Annotated in this window: 22 protein-coding genes, 1 tRNA gene and 1 pseudogene; 17 read left to right on the top strand and 7 right to left on the bottom strand. The window is 66.4% G+C overall.

Annotated elements, in window-relative coordinates; all coding sequences use genetic code 11:
- The 6 genes and pseudogenes from B2J89_RS22690 to B2J89_RS05260 form a co-directional block, all read left to right on the top strand.
- Positions 1-161, top strand: a pseudogene (locus B2J89_RS22690) (hypothetical protein); the annotation flags it as partial.
- A gap of 20 nt (positions 162-181) precedes the next feature.
- Positions 182-1459: a heme biosynthesis HemY N-terminal domain-containing protein gene (locus B2J89_RS05280; RefSeq protein ID WP_169168183.1), complete on the top strand. Its 1278-nt coding sequence runs from the start codon at positions 182-184 to the stop codon at positions 1457-1459.
- Between the two features lie 188 nt (positions 1460-1647).
- Positions 1648-2223, top strand: a complete 576-nt coding sequence (locus B2J89_RS05275; protein WP_169168182.1) for a cytochrome b — start codon at positions 1648-1650, stop codon at positions 2221-2223.
- 52 nt (positions 2224-2275) lie between these two features.
- Positions 2276-2851 (top strand): YceI family protein, encoded by a 576-nt coding sequence (locus B2J89_RS05270; protein WP_169168181.1) that lies wholly within the window; start codon positions 2276-2278, stop codon positions 2849-2851.
- A 38-nt stretch (positions 2852-2889) separates the two neighbouring features.
- The gene (locus B2J89_RS05265) at positions 2890-3468 is read left to right on the top strand and encodes a YceI family protein (RefSeq protein WP_169168180.1); all 579 of its coding nucleotides are present in this window, start codon (positions 2890-2892) and stop codon (positions 3466-3468) included.
- 164 nt (positions 3469-3632) lie between these two features.
- Positions 3633-4259: a VOC family protein gene (locus tag B2J89_RS05260; RefSeq protein WP_169168179.1), complete on the top strand. Its 627-nt coding sequence runs from the start codon at positions 3633-3635 to the stop codon at positions 4257-4259.
- Positions 4260-4367: 108 nt separating this feature from the next.
- On the opposite strand, the gene B2J89_RS05255 is transcribed toward B2J89_RS05260, so the two are convergent.
- Positions 4368-5663, bottom strand: coding sequence for an NCS2 family permease (locus B2J89_RS05255; protein ID WP_169168178.1), 1296 nt, complete (start codon positions 5661-5663; stop codon positions 4368-4370).
- A gap of 96 nt (positions 5664-5759) precedes the next feature.
- Complete coding sequence (gene guaD / locus B2J89_RS05250; RefSeq protein ID WP_205763716.1) at positions 5760-7097, bottom strand: guanine deaminase; 1338 nt, start codon at positions 7095-7097, stop codon at positions 5760-5762.
- Positions 7098-7324: 227 nt separating this feature from the next.
- On the opposite strand from guaD, the gene xdhA reads away from it, so the two are divergent.
- The 5 genes from xdhA to galU all read left to right on the top strand — a co-directional run bounded on the left by xdhA (position 7325) and on the right by galU (position 16125).
- Entirely contained in the window at positions 7325-8923 is a 1599-nt protein-coding gene (gene xdhA, locus B2J89_RS05245; RefSeq protein WP_169168177.1) for a xanthine dehydrogenase small subunit, read from the top strand.
- A 1-nt stretch (position 8924) separates the two neighbouring features.
- Positions 8925-11354 carry a xanthine dehydrogenase molybdopterin binding subunit gene (xdhB, locus tag B2J89_RS05240; RefSeq protein WP_169168176.1) on the top strand — a complete coding sequence of 810 codons (2430 nt, stop codon included), beginning with the start codon at positions 8925-8927 and terminating at the stop codon, positions 11352-11354.
- Between the two features lie 2 nt (positions 11355-11356).
- Positions 11357-12214 carry a xanthine dehydrogenase accessory protein XdhC gene (xdhC, locus tag B2J89_RS05235; RefSeq protein ID WP_169168175.1) on the top strand — a complete coding sequence of 286 codons (858 nt, stop codon included), beginning with the start codon at positions 11357-11359 and terminating at the stop codon, positions 12212-12214.
- Between the two features lie 76 nt (positions 12215-12290).
- Positions 12291-15188, top strand: a complete 2898-nt coding sequence (locus B2J89_RS05230; protein ID WP_169168174.1) for a valine--tRNA ligase — start codon at positions 12291-12293, stop codon at positions 15186-15188.
- A gap of 43 nt (positions 15189-15231) precedes the next feature.
- On the top strand, positions 15232-16125 hold the full coding sequence (gene galU / locus B2J89_RS05225; protein ID WP_169168173.1) for a UTP--glucose-1-phosphate uridylyltransferase GalU: 894 nt from the start codon (positions 15232-15234) through the stop codon (positions 16123-16125).
- Between the two features lie 207 nt (positions 16126-16332).
- On the opposite strand, the gene B2J89_RS05220 is transcribed toward galU, so the two are convergent.
- The 3 genes from B2J89_RS05220 to cysM all read right to left on the bottom strand — a co-directional run bounded on the left by B2J89_RS05220 (position 16333) and on the right by cysM (position 18204).
- Complete coding sequence (locus B2J89_RS05220) at positions 16333-16560, bottom strand: sulfurtransferase TusA family protein (protein ID WP_169168172.1); 228 nt, start codon at positions 16558-16560, stop codon at positions 16333-16335.
- A 6-nt stretch (positions 16561-16566) separates the two neighbouring features.
- Positions 16567-17133: an NUDIX domain-containing protein gene (locus tag B2J89_RS05215; RefSeq protein ID WP_169168171.1), complete on the bottom strand. Its 567-nt coding sequence runs from the start codon at positions 17131-17133 to the stop codon at positions 16567-16569.
- 168 nt (positions 17134-17301) lie between these two features.
- Positions 17302-18204, bottom strand: a complete 903-nt coding sequence (gene cysM, locus B2J89_RS05210; protein ID WP_169168170.1) for a cysteine synthase CysM — start codon at positions 18202-18204, stop codon at positions 17302-17304.
- A 40-nt stretch (positions 18205-18244) separates the two neighbouring features.
- Here cysM and B2J89_RS05205 point away from each other — a divergent pair.
- The 6 genes from B2J89_RS05205 to B2J89_RS05180 all read left to right on the top strand — a co-directional run bounded on the left by B2J89_RS05205 (position 18245) and on the right by B2J89_RS05180 (position 22090).
- Positions 18245-18329: transfer RNA gene (locus B2J89_RS05205), tRNA-Leu, on the top strand.
- A gap of 178 nt (positions 18330-18507) precedes the next feature.
- On the top strand, positions 18508-19725 hold the full coding sequence (locus B2J89_RS05200) for an integrase arm-type DNA-binding domain-containing protein (RefSeq protein ID WP_169168169.1): 1218 nt from the start codon (positions 18508-18510) through the stop codon (positions 19723-19725).
- Between the two features lie 105 nt (positions 19726-19830).
- Complete coding sequence (locus B2J89_RS05195) at positions 19831-20373, top strand: hypothetical protein (RefSeq protein WP_169168168.1); 543 nt, start codon at positions 19831-19833, stop codon at positions 20371-20373.
- Between the two features lie 119 nt (positions 20374-20492).
- Positions 20493-20816 carry an AlpA family phage regulatory protein gene (locus B2J89_RS05190; RefSeq protein WP_169168167.1) on the top strand — a complete coding sequence of 108 codons (324 nt, stop codon included), beginning with the start codon at positions 20493-20495 and terminating at the stop codon, positions 20814-20816.
- Positions 20817-20826: 10 nt separating this feature from the next.
- The gene (locus B2J89_RS05185; RefSeq protein ID WP_169168166.1) at positions 20827-21501 is read left to right on the top strand and encodes a Rha family transcriptional regulator; all 675 of its coding nucleotides are present in this window, start codon (positions 20827-20829) and stop codon (positions 21499-21501) included.
- On the top strand, positions 21494-22090 hold the full coding sequence (locus tag B2J89_RS05180; protein ID WP_169168165.1) for a hypothetical protein: 597 nt from the start codon (positions 21494-21496) through the stop codon (positions 22088-22090). Before B2J89_RS05185 ends, B2J89_RS05180 begins: the two co-directional genes overlap by 8 nt.
- Positions 22091-23167: 1077 nt before the next feature.
- Here the strand turns inward: B2J89_RS05180 and B2J89_RS05175 are convergent.
- Complete coding sequence (locus tag B2J89_RS05175; RefSeq protein ID WP_169168164.1) at positions 23168-23800, bottom strand: hypothetical protein; 633 nt, start codon at positions 23798-23800, stop codon at positions 23168-23170.
- A 2-nt stretch (positions 23801-23802) separates the two neighbouring features.
- Positions 23803-24034 (bottom strand): hypothetical protein (locus B2J89_RS05170; protein ID WP_169168163.1); only part of this gene is annotated, 232 nt, incomplete at its 5' end.

Raw genomic sequence — 24034 nt, 5'->3', positions numbered from 1 at the left:
CGGCCAGCGCCGCGCTCAACAAGTATTTCGACCCGGCATCGCGGCGCACACAGAACGCCGCCACGGTGCTGCAGCAGGCCCAGGCCAATATGAAGTCCGCCGAACTGCCGCGCCTGGACGAAACCCTGTCCGCGCTGGCCACCGCGGCCGCCGGCCGCTGAAGCGCGCGAGGACGAACCGCATGCGCGCAGCACTCTGGCTCCTGGCCCTGTTTGGCGTGGCCGTCGCGACGGCCCTGTTTGCGGGCAACAACCAGGGCAGCGTCACGCTGTTCTGGCCGCCCTACCGGCTCGATCTGTCGCTCAACATGGTGGTGCTGCTGCTGGCGCTGGGCTTCGCCACGCTGTATGCGGCCCTGCGCGCGCTCGCCGCGCTGCTAGAACTGCCGCACCAGGCGCGCCGCTGGCGCCTGCAGCAAAAAGAGCGCGCCATGCACTCGGCCCTGCTCGACGCCATGGCGCAGCTCATGGCCGGCCGCTTCCTGCGCTCGCGCAAGGCGGCCCTGGGCGCCCTGGCACAGGAAAGCGCGCTGGCCCGCGCCGGCGCGACCGTGCCCCACGGCCGGCAACTGCGCGCCCTGGCGCACCTGGTGGCGGCCGAGGGCTCGCACGCGCTGCAAGACCGCACCCACCGCGACAGCCACCTGCAGCAGTCGCTCGACCATGCGCCCCTGCGCGGCACCGCCCACGAGCAGGAGCTGCGCGAGGGCATCCAGCTGCGCGCCGCACGCTGGGCACTCGACGAGCGCGAGGCCGCCTCCGCGCTCGAATGGCTGGCCAGCCTGCCGCAGGGCGCGGCGCGGCGCACGCTGGCGCTGCGGGTCAAGCTCAAGGCCGCGCGCCTGGCGCACCAGACGCAGGACGCCCTGGACACCGCGCGCCTGCTGGCCAAGCACGGCGCGTTTTCGGCCCCGGCCGCGCAGAGCCTGGTGCGCGGCCTGGCCATCGAACTGTTCAACGGCGCGCACGACCCGGCGCAGCTGCACGGCACCTGGCAGTCGCTCGAAGCGACCGAGCGCGCCATGCCCGAGCTGGCCATCCATGCCGCGCAGCGCCTGGCGCAGCTCGGGGGCGATGGCCAGACGGTGCGCCAGTGGCTGCTGCCGGTGTGGGAGCACATGGTGCGCGCTCCCGGCACCTTGGCCGATCACCACGCGCTCAAGCTGGTGCGTGCGCTGGAGTCGGGCATGGACGCGCTCGACGGCACCTGGCTGGCGCGCATCGAAGCCGCGGCCCAGGCCAACCCGCGCGACCCGCGCCTGCAGTACCTCGCCGGCGCAGCCTGCGTGCAGCGCCAGCTGTGGGGCAAGGCGCAGCAGTTGCTGACGCAGTCCACGCAGCAGCTGCAGGACACCTCGCTGCGCCAGAGCGCGTGGCGCCGGCTGGCTGAACTGGCCGAGCAGCGCGGCGACGCAGGGGCCGCCGCACAGGCCTGGAAAAGCGCTGCGCTCGCGGGCTGAGCCCATCCGAGGAAGGCCTTGCCTGCGGCCCAGCCACGGCAACTCGTTCAATTCATTTGAATCGAGACATCAATCCCGTTGAAACGGAAAGAAGCTTCCGTTTCCTACACTGGCTCCCAAGCGGCTGCCGGCTGCTGTGCTGAACTTTTTCCCTCTAACGCCCCCTTACCGCCCTTTTGGCGCCCTGCATGCCTTCTTCCTCTCCGACCGCCCCGGCGCGTTCCGCGCGCTACAGCCACACCGCCATCGCGCTGCACTGGCTGCTGGCCGCAGCGCTGATGGCCCTGTTTGCGCTGGGCCTGTACATGGCCGACCTGCCGTTCTCGCCGCAGCGCCTCAAGCTCTACAACTGGCACAAATGGGCCGGCGTGGCCATCCTCACGCTGTCGCTGCTGCGCCTGCTGTGGCGCCTCACGCACCGCCCCCCGGCCCTGCCTGCCACGATGGTGCAGGCCATGCCCGCCTGGCAGAAATGGGCGCACCACGGCACGCACCACCTGCTGTATGCGCTGTTTTTCGCCGTGCCCCTGATCGGCTGGGCCTACAGCTCGGCGGCCGGCTTCCCCATCGTGTTCCTCGGACTGGTGCAGTTGCCCGACTTCGTGCCGGCCAGCGATGCGCTGGCCGAGGCCCTCAAGCCGTGGCACCAGATCAGCGCCTACGCCCTCGCGGCATTGGCCGGGCTGCATGTGGCCGCGGCGTTCAAGCACCAGTGGATCGACCGCGACGGCCTGCTCACGCGCATGTGGCCTGGCCGGCGTTGAAGCCTTGGCCGCGCACGCTGTCCGAACCCTTTTTCCCGCTCCCGAGTTCCCCATGAAAATTTCTGTATCCCTGTCCGCTGCCCTGCTGGGCGCCTGCGCCGTGCTGGCCACCGTGCCCGCCTATGCCGAACAAAAGCTGCTGCCCGCACAAAGCAGCGTGGCCTTCACGGCGCGCCAGATGGGCGTACCGCTGCAGGGGCACTTCAAGAAATTCGACGCACAGATCGCCTTCGACCCCGCCCAGCCCGCCGCCAGCAAGATCGCTTTCACGGTGGACACCGGCAGCGCCACGCTCGGCTCGCGCGAGACCGACGCCGAACTGCCCAAGCCCGTGTGGTTCAACGTGCCCCAGTTCCCCCAGGCCAGCTTCCAGTCCAGCGCCGTCAAGGCGCTGGGCGGGGGCAAGTTCGAGGTGGCGGGCAAGCTGTCCATCAAGGGCCAGGCGCGCGACGTGGTCGTGCCCGTGACCCTGGCGCAGAACGGCGCCACCACCACCGCCACCGGCACGCTGGCCCTCAAGCGCCTGGCCTACAAGATCGGCGAGAACGAGTGGGCCGACACCTCCATGGTCGCCGACGACGTGCAAGTGACCTTCAAGCTCGCGCTCAGCGGCGTGGGCAAGCTCTGATTTTTCTTTCTGCCACCCTTTTTCTCAAGGAACCCTTCATGCGCAAGTCCCTCTTCGCCCTGGCCGCGGCCGCAACGTTGGCCGCAGGTGTTGCCCACGCAGCCCCCGCGCAATACGCCATCGATCCCACCCACACCTTCGTGACCTTCGAGATCGACCACATGGGCGCCACCACCAACCGCGGCCGCTTCGACAAGAAGGAAGGCACCGTGCAATTCGACCGTGACGGCAAGGCGGGCAAGGTGGACCTGACCCTCCACATCAACTCGATCAACACGGGCACCGCTGCCTTCGACAAACACCTGCAAAGCGCCGAGCTGTTCGACGCGGCCAAGCACCCCACGGCCCGCTTCGTGTCCGATACGTTCAACTTCAGCGGCGACAAGGTCAGCGAAGTGACCGGCCAGCTCACGCTGATGGGCAAGACCCAGCCCGTCACGCTCAAGGCGTCCAAGTTCAACTGCTACCCCAACCCCATGCTGCAAAAGCGCGAAACCTGCGGCGGCGACTTCGAAACCACCATCGACCGCACGGCGTTCGGCATGAACTACGGCATCGACTGGGGCTTTGCCAAGAACGTGCGCCTGATCGTGCAGGTCGAGGCCGTCAAGCAGTAAGCAGCCAGCGCAGGCCTGCCACGCTGCCGGCCCCGCCAGCCCGCCCCTTGCTCGCAGGGAGCGGGCTTTTTTGTGCCCGGTCCAGCGCCTGCAGCGCAGCGAAATTGAACTAACGTAAACAAATTACGGATAGTAGAATTTCGGCACATTCCCCGGAGACCGCCATGAACGCCCTGCCCACCCCCGACCCCGCCACACTGCCGCCGCCCGCGGCCGTGCAGCAGCTGCACCATTTCGCCTACAAGGCGCGCGACGCCGAGGAAACGCGCCACTTCTACGAAGACATCCTGGGCCTGCCGCTCTACCACATCATCCAGAGCGACTACGTGCCGAGCACGGGCGAGTACTGCCCGTACACGCATTTCTTCTTCCGCCTGCAGGACGGCTCGTTCATCGCCTTCTTCGACCTGGGCGACGATGTCAAGGCCGAGCCCTCGCCCAACACGCCGGCCTGGGTCAACCACATCGCCTTCCGCGTCAACACCGTGCAGGAGCTGGAAAACACCAAGGCGCGGCTGCAGGCGCACGGCATCGAGGTGCTGGGCGTGACCGACCACCACATCTTCAAGAGCATCTATTTCTTCGACCCCAACGGCATCCGGCTGGAACTGTCGGCGCAGCTGGCCGACGCGGCGCAGATGGAGAAGGACAGCACCGTGGCGCACCAGCGGCTGGCCGAGTGGACGGCACGCAAGGCGCAGTGGCGCAGCGAGCGCGCCGAGGGCCGCGCCACCGCACCCCTCAAGCCGCAGGCGAACGACCGCCCGGAGTACGTGCCCAGTCGCACCTGATAGCTACTGTTTTCATAGCTATCAGCGCTTTCCCATAAAGCGTTTGAGGCTCATTTCACTGAAAACCCACAGCGGCCACGCACCTGCCGGTGTGCGGCCGCCCAGGCGTCAGTGCCCGCCCATGTAGATGAACTTGAACAGGAACACCGCGGCAATGATCCAGGCCATCCAGTGCACGTCGCGGGCCTTGCCGGTGAACAGCTTGAGCACGGCGTACGAGATGAAGCCGAACGCCAGGCCGTTGGCGATGTTGTAGGTGAAGGGCATCATCAGCGCCGTGATCACGCCGGGGATCACCTCGGTCGGGTCGTCCCAGTTCAGCTCGACCAGTTCGCGCAGCATCAGGCAGGCCACGAACAGCAGCGCCGGCGCGGTGGCGTAGGCCGGCACCACGGCGGCCAGCGGCGAGATGAACAGGCAGGCCAGGAACAGCACCGCCACCGTCAGCGCGGTCAGGCCCGTGCGGCCGCCGGCCTGCACGCCTGCGGCGCTCTCGGCATAGGCGGTGGTGCTGGACGTGCCCAGCATCGATCCGGCAAAGATGGCGGCGCTGTCGGCCAGCAGGGCCTTGTTGAACCGCTCCATGCGGCCCGGCACGAGCAGGCCGGCGCGCTTGGCCACGCCCATCAGCGTGCCGGTGGCGTCGAACAGCTCGACCAGGAAGAACACCAGCACCACGTTGAGCACGCCGCCCTGGAGGGCGCCGGCAATGTCGAGCTGCAGGAAGGTGGGCGCGATCGAGGGCGGCGGCGCAAAGACGCCGGCGAATTGGTTGCCGCCGAAGAAGAACGACAGCACGGTCACCGTGACGATGCCGATCAGGATGGCGCCGGGCACGCGAAACCGGTCGAGCACGACGATCAGGATGAAGCCGATCACCGCCAGCACGGCCGGGGGCTGGTGCAGGTCGCCGAGCGTCACGAGCGTGGTGGGCGAGGCCACCACGATGCCGGCGCTCTTGAGCGCAATGATCGCCAGGAACATGCCGATGCCGACGACGATGGCCGTGCGGATCGATTGCGGAATGCCGCGCACGATGAGCTCGCGCAGGCCGAACACCGTGATCGCGAGGAACAGGCAGCCCGAGACGAAAACCGCCCCCAGCGCCGTCTGCCACGAATAGCCCATGGCGCCGACGACGACGAACGCAAAGTACGCGTTCAGCCCCATGCCGGGCGCCAGCGCGATCGGGTAGTTGGCGTACAGCGCCATGATGGCCGTGCCCAGCGCCGCGATCAGGCAGGTGGCGACGAACACCGCGTCCTGCGGCATGCCGGCGGCGCCCAGGATGGACGGGTTGACGAAGACGATGTAGGCCATCGTGAGGAAGGTCGTCAGACCCGCCACGATCTCGGTGCGCACGTCGGTGCCGTGCTCTTTCAGCTTGAAAAGTCGCTCTAACATGGGTTTGTCTCCAGGAAGGGTTTGCCGCTCTGCGGCGGCTGCCGTTGTTTTGAGGGGCGCGGCGCCGGGGCCGCGCAGGTCGCTGCCAGGGGCGCCCTAGTCGCTCACCTCCTGCGGCGCTGCTGCGGCAGCGGGCAGGCGGTCCACGCCCGCCACATAGGCGGCCGCCAGGTTGCGCTCGTCCGACAGGGTGAGCCAGGCAAACACGCGTTCGTGCAGGTCGCGCGCCAGTGCGTGCCGGCGCTCGGCCACCGCGCCGCTGGCCCAGCGCCACACGCACACGTCGGCGGTGCAGCCGACATCGAACGAGCCGATTTCACCCGCCAGCCCCAGCGCATGCGCCGCGCCGCGCGTGGCGCTGTGCAGCGCCTTCCAGGCGGTCAGGCGCTGGCCGGCCAGCGCCTGCACCTTGTAGGCGTCGGCCAGCGTGCGCTGCATCGACAGGCTGGTGCCGGCGCCGACGTCGGTGGCCACGCTGACGTGGATTCCCGCCTGCACGGCGGCGTGCCAGTCGAACAGCCCGCTGCCCAGGAACAGGTTGGACGAGGGGCTGTGCGCCACCTGCGCGCCGCTGTCGCGGATCGCTGCGCGGTCGTTGGCGTCGAGCCAGATGCCGTGCGCCAGCACGCTGCGCGCATGCAGCAGGCCAGCGCGTGCGTAGACATCGAGGTAGCTGCGCGCCTGCGGAAAGAGCTGCCGCACCCATTCCACCTCGTCGCGGTTCTCTGCGACATGGGTCTGCATGTAGGTGCCCGGGTAGGCCGCGCACAGCTGCCCCGCCATGGCCAGCTGCGCCGGCGTGCTGGTGGGCGCAAAGCGCACGGTCACAGCATAGGCATTGCGGCCCACGCCGTGCCAGCGCTCGATCAGGTCGACACAGTCGCGCTCGGCCCCTGCCACGTCGTCACACAGCGCGGGCGGCGCGTGGCGGTCCATCAGCACCTTGCCCGTGACGAGGCGCATGCCGCGCGCGCTGGCGCCGGCAAACAGTGCGTCGGCGCTGGCTTTGTGGACGGTCGGAAAGACCACGGCGCTGGTCGTGCCGCTGGCCAGCAGCGCATCCAGAAAGCGCGCGGCGCCCGCCTGCGACACGGCCGGGTCGGCAAAGCGCATCTCGGCGGGGAAGGTGTAGGTGTGGAGCCAGTCGAGCAGCTCGGCGCCGTAGCTGGCGATCATGTCGATCTGCGGGCTGTGCACGTGGGTGTCGATGAAGCCGGGCAGCAGCAGCCTGCCGCGGTGGTCGTGCTGCACCCAGTCCGCGCCCGGCGCCTGGTCGCCGGGCTGCACGCCGGTGATGCGGCCGCCCTCGATCAGCAGCCAGTGGTCGGGGCGGAAGCGCACGGCCGCGGCATCGACCACCGCCCATTCGGGCGTGCCGGTGAAATCGAGCAGATCGCCGCGCAGTGCGAGCTTGGAGGGTGACATCGTGGTCATGAGGTCGTTTGGTAAGACCGGGCCATCGGCCCCGGCGAACGAAGGGGCGGGCACTGCCCGGCAGCGGCCGCATCGGATGGACGGCCGACTCCGAGGCCCGATCTTGGCGAAATCCGCGCGGAGCGCCATATGCACCACCGCATAGAGACTATTCCTTTCGGCATATGCCTGCCGGCAAGAAAGCGACTAAGTTTCAGGGATACCTCTGACCCTCCCATCCGTCGTCCATGCCACACCAAGCCATCCGTTTCTACCACCGGGGCGCCGTTGTCGAAGTCCGCGGCGCGCACCCCACGCGCACCGTGCTCGAATGGCTGCGCGAAGACGCCCACTGCACCGGCACCAAGGAAGGCTGCAACGAGGGCGACTGCGGCGCCTGCACGGTCATGATCGGCGAACTGCCCGGGCGCAGCGAGGCGCCGGGCACGACCGTGCGCGGCCTGGCGCTGCGCACTGTGAACGCCTGCCTCCAGTTCCTGCCCACGCTGCACGGCAAGGCGCTGTTCACGGTCGAAGACCTGAAGGCCGCCGACACCGCAACGCAGCCTGGTGCACTGCACCCGGTGCAGCAGGCGCTGGTCGATTGCCACGGCTCGCAGTGCGGCTTCTGCACGCCGGGCTTTGTGATGTCGCTGTGGTCTACGTACGAACACCACAGCGCCTGCGACACGCAGCCCACGCGCCAGCAGCTGGCCGACGACCTGTCGGGCAACCTGTGCCGCTGCACCGGCTACCGGCCCATCCTCGACGCGGGCCAGCGCATGTTCGACCTGCCGGCGATCGCACTCGACACGGCACCCGTGGTCGCAGCACTGCAGGGCATCGCGCGCGGCGCCAGCGAAGGCTCGTTCAGCTATGCCGGCCCGAACGCGGCCCGGCGCACCGACCACTTCCACGCCCCCCGGACGCTGGACGCGCTGGCCGCGCTGCGCCTGCAGCACCCCCAGGCCCAGCTGCTGGCCGGTTCCACCGACGTGGGCCTGTGGGTCAACAAGATGTTCCGCGACCTGGGCGACATCCTTTTCGTCGGCGACGTCGACGCGATGAAGGTCGTCGAGGAACGCGACCACCTCGGCGGCCGCGAGCTCTACATCGGTGCGGGCGCCTCGCTCACCCGCGCCTGGGAGGCCCTGGTGCAGCGCGTGCCGGCGCTCACCGATATGTGGCTGCGCTTTGCCTCGCCGCCCATCCGCAACGCCGGCACCATGGGCGGCAATGTGGCCAACGGCTCGCCCATCGGCGACTCGCCGCCGATCCTGATGGCGCTCGATGCGCAGATCGAGCTGCGGCGCGGCGAACGCGTGCGCCGCATGCCGCTGCAGGACTTCTATACCGACTACATGAAGAACCGGCTCGAAACGGGTGAGTTCGTGCAGGGGCTGGCGATCCCACTCACGGCCCTGGCGCGCCAGGTGCGCGGCTACAAGATCAGCAAGCGCTTTGACTGCGACATCTCGGCGCTGTGCGGCGGCTTTGCGATCGAGCTCGACGGCGACCGGGTCGCCGCCGTGCGCCTGGCCTTTGGCGGCATGGCGGCCACGGTCCGGCGCGCGGCGCACGCCGAGGCCGCGCTGCGGGGCCAGCCCTGGTCGCAAGAAGCGGTCCAGGCGGCCCAGGCGGCCCTGGCCAGCGACTTCGCGCCGCTGTCCGACATGCGCGCGAGCGCCGGCTACCGGCTGCAGGTGGCGCAGAACCTGCTGCGGCGCTTCTGGCTGGAAACGCGCACGGCCGATCCGCTGCCCAGCGCGCTGACCAGCGTGTTCAGCGCCATGCCGCACGCCGCGCCAGCGGCTACCGCCAGCCCGTCCGACCTTCAGGGAGCCTGACATGAACCAACCCGTGGACGCGCGGCTGCTGCAGCGCGCTGAAACCTTTTCGGACTATCTGCAGAACACCGCGACCCGCATCGACCAGAGCGCCGAAGCGCGCGCCGAGCGCGCGGGCGCACGCGTGGGCGTGAGCCGGCCGCACGAGTCGGCGCACCTGCACGTGGCCGGTGAAGCTGCCTACATCGACGACCTGCCCGAGCTGGCCGGCACCCTGCACTGCGCGCTGGGCTTGTCGCCCGTGGCCCACGGCACGCTGACCGGCCTGTCGCTCGACCGCGTCCATGCCATGCCCGGCGTGGTGGACGTCATCACGGCCGCAGACCTTCCCGGCGCCAACGACTGCGGCGCCATCGTCCCCGACGACCCCATCCTGTGCGACGGCGAGGTCCGCTACCTGGGCCAGCCGGTTTTTGCCGTGGTCGCCCAGACGCGCGATGCGGCCCGCCGCGCCGCCGCGCTGGCCCGGGACGCGCTGACGATCAGCCCGCTGCCGCCCGTGCTCACGCCGCAGCAGGCCCATGCCCTGCAGCAGTACGTGCTGCCGCCCATGCACTTGGCGCGCGCCACCACCGAGGGCGGCGCGCAGGCCGCCATCGCGCGCGCGCCGCACCGGCTGCGCGGCACGCTCTCCGTGGGCGGGCAGGAACAGTTCTACCTCGAAGGGCAGATCAGCTACGCCACACCGAAGGAAGACGGCGGCATGCACGTGCATTGCTCGACCCAGCACCCGAGCGAGATGCAGCATCTGGTGGCGCGTGCGCTGAATGTGCCGTCCAACCACGTGCAGGTCGAGTGCCGCCGCATGGGTGGCGGCTTTGGCGGCAAGGAGTCGCAGTCGGCCCTGTTCGCCTGCGTGGCCGCGGTGGCGGCGCGCCGGCTCCGGCGCCCGGTCAAGCTGCGCCTGGACCGCGACGACGACTTCCTGGTCACGGGCCGGCGCCACTGCTTCTGGTACGAGTACGAAGTCGGCTACGACGCTGCCGGCAAGGTGCTGGGCGCCGAAATCACCCTGGTCTCGCGCGCCGGGCACTCGGCCGACCTCTCGGGCCCGGTGATGACGCGCGCGATGTGCCATTTTGACAACGCCTACTGGCTGCCCGATGTGTCCATGCACGGCTTCTCGGGCAAGACGAACACGCAGTCGAACACCGCGTTCCGCGGCTTTGGCGGGCCCCAGGGCGCGATCGCCATCGAGAACATCCTCGACTCGGTGGCGCGCACGCTGGGCAAGGACCCGCTGGACGTGCGCCGCGCCAACTTCTATGGCAAGGCGCACAACAACGTCACGCCCTACGGCCAGACCGTCACCGACAACATCATCCACGAGCTGAGCGCGCAGCTCGAAGCCAGCAGCGGCTACCGCAGCCGCCGCGCCGAGATAGCCGCCTTCAACGCCGCGAGCCCCGTGCTCAAGCGCGGCATCGCGCTCACACCGGTCAAGTTCGGCATCTCGTTCAACGTCAAGCACCTCAACCAGGCCGGCGCGCTGGTGCACGTCTACACCGATGGCTCGGTCCTGGTCAACCACGGCGGCACCGAAATGGGCCAGGGCCTGAACACCAAGGTGGCGCAGGTCGTGGCGCACGAACTCGGCGTGGGTTTCGAGCGCGTGCGCGTCACCGCCACCGACACGCAGAAGGTGGCCAACACGTCCGCCACGGCGGCCTCCACGGGCGCCGATCTGAACGGCAAGGCCGCGCAGGATGCCGCGCGCCAGATCCGGGAGCGGCTGGCCGCGTGCGCCGCCCAGCTGCACGGCGGCGAGCCGGCAGCGGTGCGCTTCGCCAACGACCTGGTGCAGGTCAACGGCCGGCAGATGGCGTTTTGTGCCCTCGTCGACCATGCCTACCTGGAGCGGGTGCAGCTGTGGTCCGACGGCTTCTACGCCACGCCGGGCCTGAGCTGGGACAAGGACAAGATGCAGGGCCGGCCGTTCTTCTACTTTGCCTACGGCGCGGCCGCCAGCGAGGTCGTGGTGGACACGCTTACGGGCGAGTGGAAGCTGCTGCGCGCCGACATCCTGCACGACGCCGGCACGTCGCTGAACCCGGCCATCGACATCGGCCAGATCGAAGGCGCCTTCATCCAGGGCATGGGCTGGCTGACCACCGAAGAGCTGGTCTGGCATCCCACCAGCGGCAAGCTGACCACGCATGCACCCAGCACCTACAAGATCCCCACCGCCAACGACTGCCCGCCCGTGCTGCACTGCGAACTGTTCAAAGGGCAGAACGCGGAGGACAGCATCCACCGCAGCAAGGCCGTGGGCGAGCCGCCGCTGTTGCTGCCGTTCTCGGTGTTCTTCGCCATCCGCGACGCGGTGTCGGCCGCGGGGGGCCACCACTCCGACCCGCCCTTGAGCGCGCCGGCCACCAGCGAATCCATCCTGCGCGCCATCACGGCGGTGCAGGCGGCGCAGGAGGCCTAGCCATGGCCTGCCTGCGCGACACCGCCGCCGCGTGGCTGGCCTGCGGGCAGCGCGCCACCGTGGTCGAAGTGCTCGACGCGCGCGGCTCGGTGCCGCGCGGCGCCGGCACGCGCATGCTGGTGGGCGCGTCGGACCTGGCCGGAACGATCGGTGGCGGCCACCTGGAGCTCCAGGCCATCGCCCAGGCGCGCGCGCTGCTGGCCGGCCAGGCCCGCCCGCCGCTGTCGGTGCACTACCCGCTGGGCCCCGCGCTCGGCCAATGCTGCGGCGGTGCCGTGACGCTGGGCTTTGCCCCGCTCGACGCCGCGGCGCTGTCCGCCTGGCCGCTGGTGCCGCCGCGCTTTCACCTGCAGCTGTACGGCGCCGGCCATGTGGGCCGCGCCATCGCGCGGGCGCTCGCCCCGCTGCACTGCGTGGTCGACTGGATCGATGAACGCGAAGACGAGTTTCCGGCCAGCTTCGATGGGCTGGGCGGCCCCTGGCCCGCGCACATCCGCAGGCTGTGCGTCGATGCAGTGGAGGCCGAAGTCGCCACCGCACCGCCCGGTGCGTATTACCTGGTGCTCACGCACCAGCACGACCTCGACCTGCGCATCAGCGAGGCCATCCTGCGGCGCGGCGACTTTGGCTTCTTCGGTCTGATCGGCTCGAAGACCAAGAGGAACCGCTTCGTGCACCGCTTCGAGCAGCGTGGCATCGACCCCGCCGCGATCGCGCGCATGGCCTGCCCGATCGGCATCGACGGCATCAGCGGCAAGGAGCCCGAGGTGATTGCGGTGGCGGTGGCGGCACAGCTGGTGCGCGCATCCGACCCGGGGCGCGCACACGCCGCCCTGCGCCCAGGTGCGGTGGCGGTCTAAAATCAGCCTATCCCGCCCACCGTCCAACACCACGGCATCCTTTGGGATGCCGTTTTCATTTGCCATTGCCCCCTCCATGAGCGACACCCCTGCCCAACCCGGCCTTGCCAGCCTGTCCAAATCGTTCGAGCCCGCCGCGCTCGAAGCCCACTGGGGCCCCGAGTGGGAGGCGCGTGGCTACGGCGCGGCCGGCGTGCGCGGCAGCGGCGCGGCGCAGGCCGATGCGCCGTCGTTCGCGATCCAGCTGCCGCCGCCCAACGTCACCGGCACGCTGCACATGGGCCATGCGTTCAACCAGACGATCATGGACAGCCTCACGCGCTACCACCGCATGCGCGGCTTCAATACCGCCTGGATTCCCGGCACCGACCACGCCGGCATCGCCACGCAGATCGTCGTCGAGCGCCAGCTGCAAGAACTGGGCATCAGCCGCCACGACATGGGCGCCACGCCCCCCGAAGCGCGCAAGAACTTCGTCGCCAAGGTGTGGGAGTGGAAGGAACAGTCCGGCAACACCATCACCACGCAGATGCGCCGCATGGGCGACAGCGTGGACTGGAGCCGCGAATACTTCACCATGGACGCCAAACTGTCCACCGTGGTGACCGAGACCTTTGTGCGCCTCTACGAACAGGGCCTGATCTACCGCGGCAAGCGCCTGGTCAACTGGGACCCGAAGCTGCAGTCCGCCGTGTCGGACCTCGAAGTCGAGAGCGAAGAAAAAGACGGTTCGCTGTGGCACATCGCCTACCCGCTCTCCGACGGTTCAGGCCAGCTGGTGGTGGCCACCACGCGCCCCGAGACCATGCTGGGCGACGTGGCCGTGATGGTGCACCCCGAAGACGCGCGCTACCAGCACCTGATCGGCAAGATGGTCAACCTGCCGCTGTGCGACCGCCAGATTCCGGTGATTGCCGACGCGTACGTGGACCAGGAATTCGGCACGGGCGTGGTGAAGGTCACGCCAGCGCACGACCCGAACGACTACCAGGTCGGACAACGCCACCACCTGCCCATGGTGTGCGTGCTGACGCTGCAGGCCACCATCAACGACGAGGCGCCCGAAAAATACCGCGGCATGGACCGTTTCGTGGCGCGCAAGGCGATCGTGGCCGACCTCGAAGCGGCCGGCCTGATGGTCGAGATCAAGAAGCACAAGCTGATGGTGCCGATCTGCACGCGCACCGGCCAGGTGGTCGAGCCCATGCTGACCGACCAGTGGTTCGTCGCCATGGGCAAGGTCAGTGACTCCGACCCCACCGGCAAGAGCATTGCGCAGAAGGCCATCGACGCGGTCGATTCGGGCGCCGTCACCTTCGTGCCGGAAAACTGGGTCAACACCTACCACCAGTGGATGAACAACATCCAGGACTGGTGCATCTCGCGCCAGCTGTGGTGGGGCCACCAGATTCCCGCCTGGTACGACGAGGACGGCCAGGTCTACGTGGCGCGCAACGAGGCCGACGCCCAGGCACAGGCGCCCGGCAAGACCCTGCGCCGCGACGAGGACGTGCTCGACACCTGGTACTCATCGGCCCTCGTGCCCTTTTCGACCATGGGCTGGCCCCACCAGGGCGACGCGCCCACCGACGACTACAACCTCTACCTGCCCTCCTCCGTGCTGGTGACGGGCTACGACATCATCTTCTTCTGGGTGGCCCGGATGATCATGATGACCACGCACTTCACGGGCCGCGTGCCGTTCAGGCATGTCTACATCCACGGCCTGGTGCGCGACGCGCAGGGCAAGAAGATGAGCAAGAGCGAGGGTAACGTGCTCGACCCGGTCGACCTGATCGACGGCATCGCGCTCGAGCCGCTGCTGGGCAAGCGCACCACCGGCCTGCGCAAGCCCGAAACCGCGCCCAAGGTGCGCAAGGACACGCAAAAGGAATTTCCCGACGGCATTCCGGCCTATGGCGCCGATGCCCTGCGTTTCACCTTCGCGGCCTTGGCCAGCCTGGGGCGCAGCATCAATTTCGATAGCAAGCGCTGCGAGGGCTACCGCAACTTCTGCAACAAGCTCTGGAACGCCAGCCGCTTCGTGCTGATGAACTGCGAAGGCCAGGACTGCGGCCTGCAGGAGCACACCAAGGAAAAGTGCCAGCCCGGCGGCGCCTTCGAGGGCTACCTGGACTTCAGCCAGTGCGACCGCTGGATCAGCTCGCAGCTGCAGAAGACCGAGGCCGAAGTCGCCAAGGGCTTTGCCGAGTACCGGCTCGACAACGTCGCCAACACGGTCTACGACTTCGTCTGGAACGAGTTCTGCGACTGGTACCTGGAAATCGCCAAGGTGCAGATCCAGACCGGCAACGCCGCCCAGCAGCGCGCCACGCGCCGCACGCTGATCCGCACGCTCGAAGCCATCCTGCGCCTGGCCCACCCCATCATCCCGTTCATCACCGAAGAGCTGTGGCAGAAGGTCGCGCCCGTGGCCGGCCTGGCGGGCGCGTCGGTCAGCATCGCGCGCTACCCCGAGGCGCAGCCCGAGAAGATCGACGAGGCGGCAATCGCCCACGTCGCGCGCCTCAAGGCGCTGGTCGACGCCTGCCGCACGCTGCGCGGCGAGATGAACGTCTCGCCCGCCGCGCGCCTGCCTTTGTATGCCGTGGGCGACAGCGAATTTTTGCGCAGCGCCGCGCCGGTGCTGCAGGCGCTGGCCAAGCTCAGCGAAGTCAAGGTGTTCGACGACGAGGCCGCTTGGGCGGCCGCCGCGCAGGCCGCGCCCGTGGCCGTGGTCGGCGGCGCGCGCCTGTGCCTGCACATGGAGATCGACGTGGCCGCCGAGCGCACGCGCCTGTCCAAGGAAATCGCGCGCATCGACGGCGAGGTCGCCAAGGCAAACGCCAAGCTGGGCAACGAGGCCTTTGTCGCCAAGGCGCCGGCCGCCGTCATCGAGCAGGAAAAGAAGCGCGTGGCCGACTTCGGTGCCACGCTCGAACGCCTGCGCGAGCAACTGGCCCGCCTGGGCTGAAAACCCGCCACGCACCACCGTTCCACCCTTGCCTGAGGCCGCCATGAACCCATCGACCAATGCCCCCGTTCGCAAAGCCGTGTTCCCCGTGGCGGGCCTGGGCACGCGCTTTCTGCCCGCCACCAAGGCGTCCCCGAAAGAGATGCTGCCGGTGGTGGACAAGCCGCTGATCCAGTACGCCGTCGAAGAGGCCTACGCCGCCGGCATCCGCCACATGATCTTTGTCACGGGCCGCAGCAAGCGCGCCATCGAAGACCATTTCGACACCGCCTACGAACTCGAAAACGAACTCGAGGCGGCCGGCAAGAATGCGCTGTTGGAACTGGTGCGCTCGGTGCAACCGAGCGACATGGACTGCGCCTTCGTGCGCCAGCCGCGCTCGCTGGGCCTGGGCCACGCCGTGCTGTGCGCCGAGCCACTGGTGGGCAACGAGCCCTTCGCCGTGCTGCTGGCCGACGACCTGATGGTGGGCCCGCCCGACGGCGAGCCCGTGCTGGCGCAAATGGTGCAGGCGTTTCGCCAGCAGGGCCGCTCGATGCTGGCCGTGCAGGAGGTGCCGGCCGACCAGGTCAACCGCTACGGCATCGTGGCCGGCGAACCGGCGGGCGGCCCGCTGATGCGCCTCCAGCGCATCATCGAAAAGCCCTCCCCCGAAAGCGCCCCCTCGCGCATGGGCGTGGCCGGGCGCTACATCCTCACGCCGGCCATTTTTAGCGAAATCCGCAACCAGCCCAAGGGCGCAGGTGGCGAAATCCAGCTCACCGACGCCATCGCCCGCCTGATGGCGCACGAGGCCGTGTACGCCTTCCAGTACGCGGGCAAGCGCTACGACTGCGGCAGCAAGGAAGGCTTTCTCGAAGCCACCGTGGAACTGGCGCTGCAGCACCCCGAGGTGGGATCGGCATTCCGGGCGTACCTGCAAACGCTGGCGCTGTGAGCGCAGGGCTGCGGCTCCCGCCGCAGGCGCAGCGTGGGCAACGCATGAAACGCTCACCCTTCAATAGCTGACAGCGCTTGACAGATAAGCGTTTGAGGCCGATTTGACCTGAATTCCCGCGCCCTGGAAGAGCCAGCATGGGCGGGGGCAGCCTGCGCACGGCAGGCGTGCTCGGCCTGCGGCCCTCCGGCTTCGTCTGTCGCCCGCTCAGCGCCGGCGCAGCACGTGGATGAATTCGCCGCCCTGCGTCTGCTGCTCGACCAGCTCGTTGCCGGTCTGCTTGGCAAACGCCTGGAAATCGCGCAGCGAACCGCCGTCGGTGGACAGCACCTTGAGCAGCTGGCCACTGGCCATGTCGGCCAGCGCCTTCTTGGCCTTCAGGATGGGCAGCGGGCAGTTGAGCCCGCGGGTGTCGATTTCCTTGTGGATTTCCATGGTCTTTCAGTCCTTTGGCGGCAGGCCCAGTCCGCGGCGCCGCTCTGCATTTTCTTCTTCGGTGAAAAACACCGGCTCGTGGCCGCGCGTGCGCAGCCAGTCGGCCAGCGCATAGCCGGTGCCGGCAGGCCAGCAGCGCAGGTCCGGCAAGTCGTAGAGCCGGTAGTCCAGCAGCTCGGGCGAGAGCTGGACCTGGCCCTCGGCCACCACGTGGTAGGCGATGATGACCTGGTTCATGCGCAGGAACTCATAGGCGCCGACCAGCGTGGCCGAGCGCACATCGAGGTTGGTCTCTTCCTTGACCTCGCGCGCGATGCCGTCCTGCGGCGACTCGCCCGCTTCCATGAAGCCCGTGATCAGCGCAAACATCTTGGCGGGCCAGGCCGCATTGCGCGCCAGCAGCACCTGGCCATTGACTTCGACGATCGCCGCCAGCACCGGCGTCGGGTTGCTCCAGTGCGTCCAGCCGCAGGCCGGGCAGCGCAGCCGCTCGACGTCGCCGCCGTCCTCGGCCTGGCGGATCCGCGCCAGCGGCGTGGCGCAGTGCGTGCAAAAGCGGGTTTCGTGCTGCATGAAGTCTTCTTTTGATAGCTGCCAGCGCTTACCCCATAAGCGCTGAAGGCCGACTTGCCCCAAATTCCTGCATCCCATTGTTCCACCCAGCGTGAACGCCAAGGACGGCCTCAGACAGTGCAGTAGCGCGGCATTCAAACACAGCGCACGGGGGATGTCGCAATGGAATCAGGCCGGAAACACGCCCGTGGACAGGTAGCGGTCGCCCCGGTCGCAAACCACGAACACGATGGTCGCGTCGTGCTCGCGCGCGGCGATCTGCTGCGCCACCCAGCAGGCGCCGGCGGCCGAGATGCCGGCAAAAATCCCCTCTTCGCGCGCCAGGCGCCGGCACATGTCCTCGGCGTCGTCTTGGCTGACCAGCACCAGCTCGTCGACCGCGCGCGGATCGTAGATGGCCGGCATGTACGCCTCGGGCCACTTGCGGATGCCCGGAATGCGCGAGCCCTCTTGCGGCTGCGCGCCGATGATCAGCACGTTCGGGTTCTTTTCCTTCAGATAGCGCGACACGCCGGTGATCGTGCCCGTGGTGCCCATGGCCGAGACAAAGTGCGTGATGCGCCCGCCCGTCTGCTCCCACAGCTCGGGGCCCGTGGTCTCGTAGTGGATGCGCGGGTTGTCGGCATTGGCAAACTGGTCGAGCACCCGGCCCTTGCCCTGCTTTTGCATGCTTTCGGCCAGATCGCGCGCGTATTCCATGCCGCCACTCTTGGGCGTGAGCAGCAACTCGGCGCCAAAGGCCTTCATGGTCTGCGCGCGCTCGACGGACAAGTCCTCGGGCATCACCAGCACCATGCGGTAGCCCTTGATGGCCGCCGCCATGGCCAGTGCAATGCCGGTATTGCCCGAAGTCGCCTCGATCAGCGTATCGCCAGGGCGGATCTCGCCGCGCTCCTCGGCGCGCTGGATCATGGCCAGCGCCGGCCTGTCCTTCACCGAGCCCGCCGGGTTGTTGCCTTCGAGCTTGCCCAGCACCACATTGCCGCGCGCCGCGTTGTCCTGCGCACCGATGCGCTGCAGGGCCACCAGGGGCGTGTGGCCAATTGCATCTTCGATCGTCGGGTATTTCATCCGCCCTACTGTGCCATAATTTGCGACTCCACAAATTGCAGCCCGGGTGGTGAAATTGGTAGACGCAGGGGACTCAAAATCCCCCTCCGAAAGGAGTGCCGGTTCGATTCCGGCCCCGGGCACCATCTGATGGTTTCAGACAGCATCAGAAACCGAAAAACCCGCTACATCTCATAGGTGTAGCGGGTTTTTCTTTGCCTCACGACCCCTCACTGAGTACCATGACATACCAACATTTTGTTGGTACTTATGCAGGTATCTGGAAATACCAACGCCAGAGATACCAACAAAGGAGGCACCTCGATGGCACTGACAGACACCTTCGTGAAGAACGTCAAACCCACCGGGTCTGCGACGGGTGAAAAGCACACTGACGGGCAAGGGCTGTACCTTCACGTCAAGGGCGTCGGCAAATACTGGCGTATGAGCTACCGCTTCACAGGAAAGCAAAAAACGCTGGCGCTGGGCGTGTACCCGGCGGTGTCGCTGGCCAAAGCCCGGGCGCGACGTGACAAGGCCCGTGAGTTGCTGGCGGACGGGATCGACCCCAGCACCGCCAAGCGCGAGGAAAAGCGGGCCAAAGCCGACGCGGCCGCGCACACCTTTGAGCTTGTGGCGCGAGACTGGCTCGCCAAGACAGCGGCAGAGCGTGCGGCCACCACGCAGAACAAAATCACTTCGTGGCTGGAGAAGGACGTGATCCCTTTCATTGGCTCTTTGCCCATGTCGGCCATCGGACCACGGGACGTACTGGCAGCGCTGCGCAAGATGGAAGCGCGCGGAGCGCTCGACAGCGTGCACCGGGTCAAGCAAGTGACAGGGCAGGTATTTCGCTATGCAGTAGCTATCGGCGCAGCCGAGCGTGACGTGACCCAAGACCTCAAGGGTTCGCTGGCCAAAGCCGCTCCAAGCCACTTTGCAGCCATCACCGAGCCAAAGCCGTTGGGCGACTTGATGCGCTCCATCTTCGCCTACGGCGGTCACCCCAATGTCGTGGCAGCACTGCGACTCACTCCGCTGGTGTTTGTACGCCCCGGAGAACTGCGCACCATGGAATGGGCCGAGATTGACCTGGAGGCGGCAGAGTGGCGCATCCCTGGCGCCAAGATGAAGATGAAGGCAGACCACATCGTGCCCTTGTCCACCCAGGCGCTGGCGCTACTGCGCTGTATGCACCCGGCCACCGGCCACGGCAAGTTTGTTTTTCCCAGCCTGCGTACCGGCGAGCGACCCATGAGCGAGAACACCATCAATGCTGCCCTGCGCGGCATGGGTTACGCCAAAGAGGTACACAGCGCTCACGGCTTCCGGGCCACGGCGCGCACCATCATGGATGAGGTGCTCGGGGAACGGGTGGACCTGATAGAGCACCAACTGGCACACGCAGTGAAGGACGTGAACGGACGGGCCTACAACCGCACGGCGCACCTACCGGCACGGCGGGAAATGATGCAACGCTGGGCGGACTACCTGGACAAACTGCGGATGGGCGCGGACTTGATCCAGTTGAAGACGGCGTAAACAAGCAGGCAGCTTCCCACCTGCGCCTATTCATCGACTGATCCCCGCTATCGACCCTCCAATTTGACAGCACCTCTATGTTTCAGATAACAAATCAGGACGCGTATGCAAGAAATATTGGACCGCTTGAAAGTTTATTTAGAAGAGCAGAAAAATAAAATGAAAGCAAGTGGATTTGAAAATGATCCGCGCGTTTTTGCAAAAGCAGAGGAGCTGCGCGATTGGATGGATTTTGATGCAGCGATAAATACATTAGCCGTCTACATGGTGCAATCAGATGATGACGCTCAGACAATAGACCTCTTGCACAAGACCGCCGTGCAGCTTGTAACCGCAGCAAAAGCGGCGACGGCGGAATCTCTTGATCACATGGACAATTTACATAAGGCGGCGATAATCGGACAGGCGATGTCCAGCGAAAATATCAAATCTAAAATCACCGCATCAAATCGAGGAAAAGCCGCAGCAAATGCGCTGCACGCGAGGCCTGGCGGCAGCCGTGAAAAGCAAGAACAAATTCGTGCGATGTGGGCAACAGGAAAATACGAAAGTCGTGATATGTGCGCTGAACAGGAGTGCGCAGCTCTAGACATGGGATTTGGAACAGCGAGACGAGCATTGAGAAAAACGCCCGAACCGATTCGATAGACGCTGCGCTGCATTGACTAAGCATTGCGCCGCTCAGGCTAATCGTAGCACCGCACGGAGGATTATCTCCACGTAGATTGGAAAAGATATTGAAGGCTCCACTCACAAGGACGCCCTCAATGTCACCCCAAACCACCCCGCCCCGCACGGCTATCGCCCAGGCCATTCCCAGCGCCAACAACGCTACTACCGCATCGGCCACCATCACCCCATCGGTATTCGATCATCTGCCTGACAGTGCCCTGCTGCGCGAGGCAGACCTGGTGCGCAGCCCCAAGCGGCCACACGCCACGCCGCCATTGCCGTTCAGCGCCCCGACGCTTTGGCGCATGGCCAAGGCGGGCACCTTCCCCAAGCCCATCAAATTGTCTCAGCGTGTGACTGCCTGGAAAGTTGGCGACGTTCGTGCCTGGATCGCGGCGCAGACCAACGCCACGATTTAAGGAGCTGACGATGCAAACGAAGTCCACGCTCCACCATAAGCAGCCGCCGCCCCTGGAGCTCATTACCAACCAAACCGAAGCTCGAATCGACAGCCGCCTGTTGGCAGAGCACCTCGGAACCCAGCACGAGAGTCTGTTTAAACTGGTTAGCACCCATCAAGCGGACTTTGAAGAGTTGGAGAAGGTTCGATTTGAAATCGGACCTTCTCCGGACAGGCGTACCGGGCAGTCGATGAAATTCGCTCTGCTCAATGAGGATCAGGCCTACCTGCTGTTGACCTACAGCCGCAATACCGTCCGTGTAAGGGAGCTGAAGGTACGCCTCGTCAAGGCGTTCCGCGATGCGCGCATGGCGGCCGAAATACGCAAAGTTGAGTACCTTCCGACCTACCGCCGTTTGCACAATGAGGTCCACGCTCTGGCATCTGGGTCTCCCAATGAGCACGTCGTGCACACCAACATCAACAAGTTGGTGAACAAGGTGGCCGGCGTAGAGGCCGGACAGCGCGCTACGGCTCCTCTCGCCCAGCAGTCGATGCTGACTGTTGCCCAAGCTCTGGCGGCAAGCGCTCTTCAAGGCGCCTCGGATCACTATGAAGGCTATCAGCGGGTCAAGCGAGCGCTCCAGGCACTTGAAGCCGCCGTGTCCCATCCGCTGCACCTTGCAGCCGACAAAAATGGCTAACGGACGCAACAACACCCGCAAGAAGGGCTCTGGGCGCGATCCTGGCGGCTTTGTTGCCATGCCTTGGTCCGTTCTTGATTGCCCCGCATTCTTGGGCCTGAGCCATCCAGCGCGCTCTTTGCTTTTTGAATTGGCGCGTCAGTTCGTGTTCGACAACAACGGGCGCCTGCTGGCGTCTGCCGCATATCTGAGCAAACGCGGCTGGAAGAGCTCTGACGTAATAACCCGAGCCAAGCGCGAGTTGATTGAGGCCGGGTTCATCCACGAGACGGTCAAAGGGCACCGCCCCAACAGAGCAAGCTGGTACGCCTTGACGTGGCAAACGCTCGACCGGCTGCCCGGTTATGACGCGGGCGCGACCGAGACGTTCCAGCGCGGCGCATACCAGCAGAATCAACCGCTGAAAAACACGGGGCTTACACCGGCTCACGGTACAGACAAACGCACTACTGCACCGCCTCGCGGTGTAGCAGATGTGTCGGCTACACCGTCTCACGGTGCAGTAGGAGGGACGAACATCGCCTCGCCTGCACCGTCTCGCGGAAACCATCTAGAGATGCCATCTGCAGGAAAGCAACTGCATCACTGAGACATGAGGGAAGCAATCACGTGACCACGACACCCCCCGAAACGACTTGGAAAATAACGGCTGCAACATTGAGCTCTAAAGGCCACACCACCCTCGACGCAAGTCCTAACCAAAACCAAAACGCCAGGCACATTTGAGGGTTAGTTTTCAGAACAATACGCGCACGCGCGCGAGCACAGATGCGTCATCGGGTCCATCCGATGGCCGCCCTCATCCCAAAATGGCATGCAGCTACCGTTCTCGTGTCCGAAGCGAATCACACCGCAAGCAACCTACTGAACATGCGTCCACAGGTTGCCAATGACTGGTTACCAATGCGGTTGCCACGGAAACTGCACTTTTCCTGCGGAAAAGCGTCAACTCTTCAGACGCAGGAATCCAACTCGGTATCCATCAAAGCCAAGATTTACCGAGGTCCCCGCACAACGCCAAAACCTGAGAAAACCTGACATTTGTAAAACTGCATCGGCAGGCGTAGCGTGAATCAAACTCACATCTCATACCGCATCGGGGCGCGCTCTTTCTCCTCGACCAACCGGGCAATCAATCGTCCAGTCGTACCGAAGTCTTGGGGTCGATCGCCTGCAGCAAGGCACGGACCTCATCAAAGCGGCCCTGGGCGCGGTAGAGCTCGGCCAGTTCCATCGTGAGTCCATGCGGGCCCTGATTGCTGGAAGAGCTCGCACAAGCGCTCCATGTTCTCCAGTTGCTCAGGAATGTGCTCGTGCAGAGGATAGATGAAGGGGCGGCCCTCGGGCCTGCTACAGCTGGGCCCAGGGCGCCTGAGCAGGCGGTGCCACCAGGTACGCTGATCCGGGTTCTGCACGAGCCATAGAGGCCCTGCGCAAACTCTACTTGCCGGGCTGATCGACAGGCTCTGTCGCAGGCGTTGCGGCCTGGAGCGCAGTAACGAGGTCCAGCTGCGCCAATAAACCCTGTCCACCCTGCCACATGGCCCGGCGCCACGGCGAATCGTGCTGGAGAGGCGGGTCCACCAAATCGGTGGGATGCCAACTGCCCCGCGTGCGCTGCAGCAGCTCCGGTACCAGCGCTTGGCCCTTTTGCAGGCGCATCAAGTCACGCGCCCTCAGCTCCTTGCCCACCACCAACACCCGGCCTGCTGCGCCACATGCACCACAGCGGCCAGGTTTTCCACACAGTGGGCATGGCCCATGGTCCATCCATCGGCCCACAGCCTGTAGCGCGACCACTCCATGCCGCCCAGCCCTTCGGTGGTTTCTTCATAAACCAGGCACAGTGGACCATCCGCACCGGCCCTACCGGGGTGCCGTGGGCTTTCCAGACGGACAAATAGCGTTGCACCTCCGGCGCTTCCCTCTTGCGCGCCTGCAGCCAAGGGCCGTATCGGGCGGGGTGCTTGTAATGGTCCACCACCATGTGCGGCGGTGCATCCTCCCTGCCGTCGAGCCAATCCCTGCGCAAATTCAAATACCCTGCCGCCCAATCCAGCAAGGCCGGGGTCAGCTTGGGCTTGAGTTGCTCGGGCGACGAGCAATCGGCCATGCCCAGTTCAGGCTTGGCCTGGGCGATAGCGGTCGGCACCAGTCGAATGATCTGCTGCCGAGCCACGCCATGCGCCTCGAAGGCACGGATCAGGCGCTGAGCCGACAGCCGGGCCGGGTCGCGCCACCAGTCCCAGCCCTTGCTGAGCACACCCCACAGGCCCGTGGCTTCGCCTATCCAAGACATGGTCAGGCCACCTCTTGCACCAGCGCCTCGGCCAGACGGGCCTCCACGGACTGGCGCTCGGCCAGGCGCTGGCGCAGGTCGGCGCACAGGAATGCGCTCGCCATCGCGGTTGATTGATACATCGCCAAATCGCCCCCCACTCCCCCCTGTAGCAACTCAAACGCCTTTTCCTCCTCCCCAATCTCCACCAGCGGCTTGTCCCGCTTGATCTTCCCCTCGGCAATTAGCCGGCCG

Source organism: Acidovorax sp. SRB_24 (genome assembly GCF_012931925.1).
Note: the sequence above shows the minus strand (reverse complement) of the source record. Positions and strands in the feature narration are given on the sequence as shown.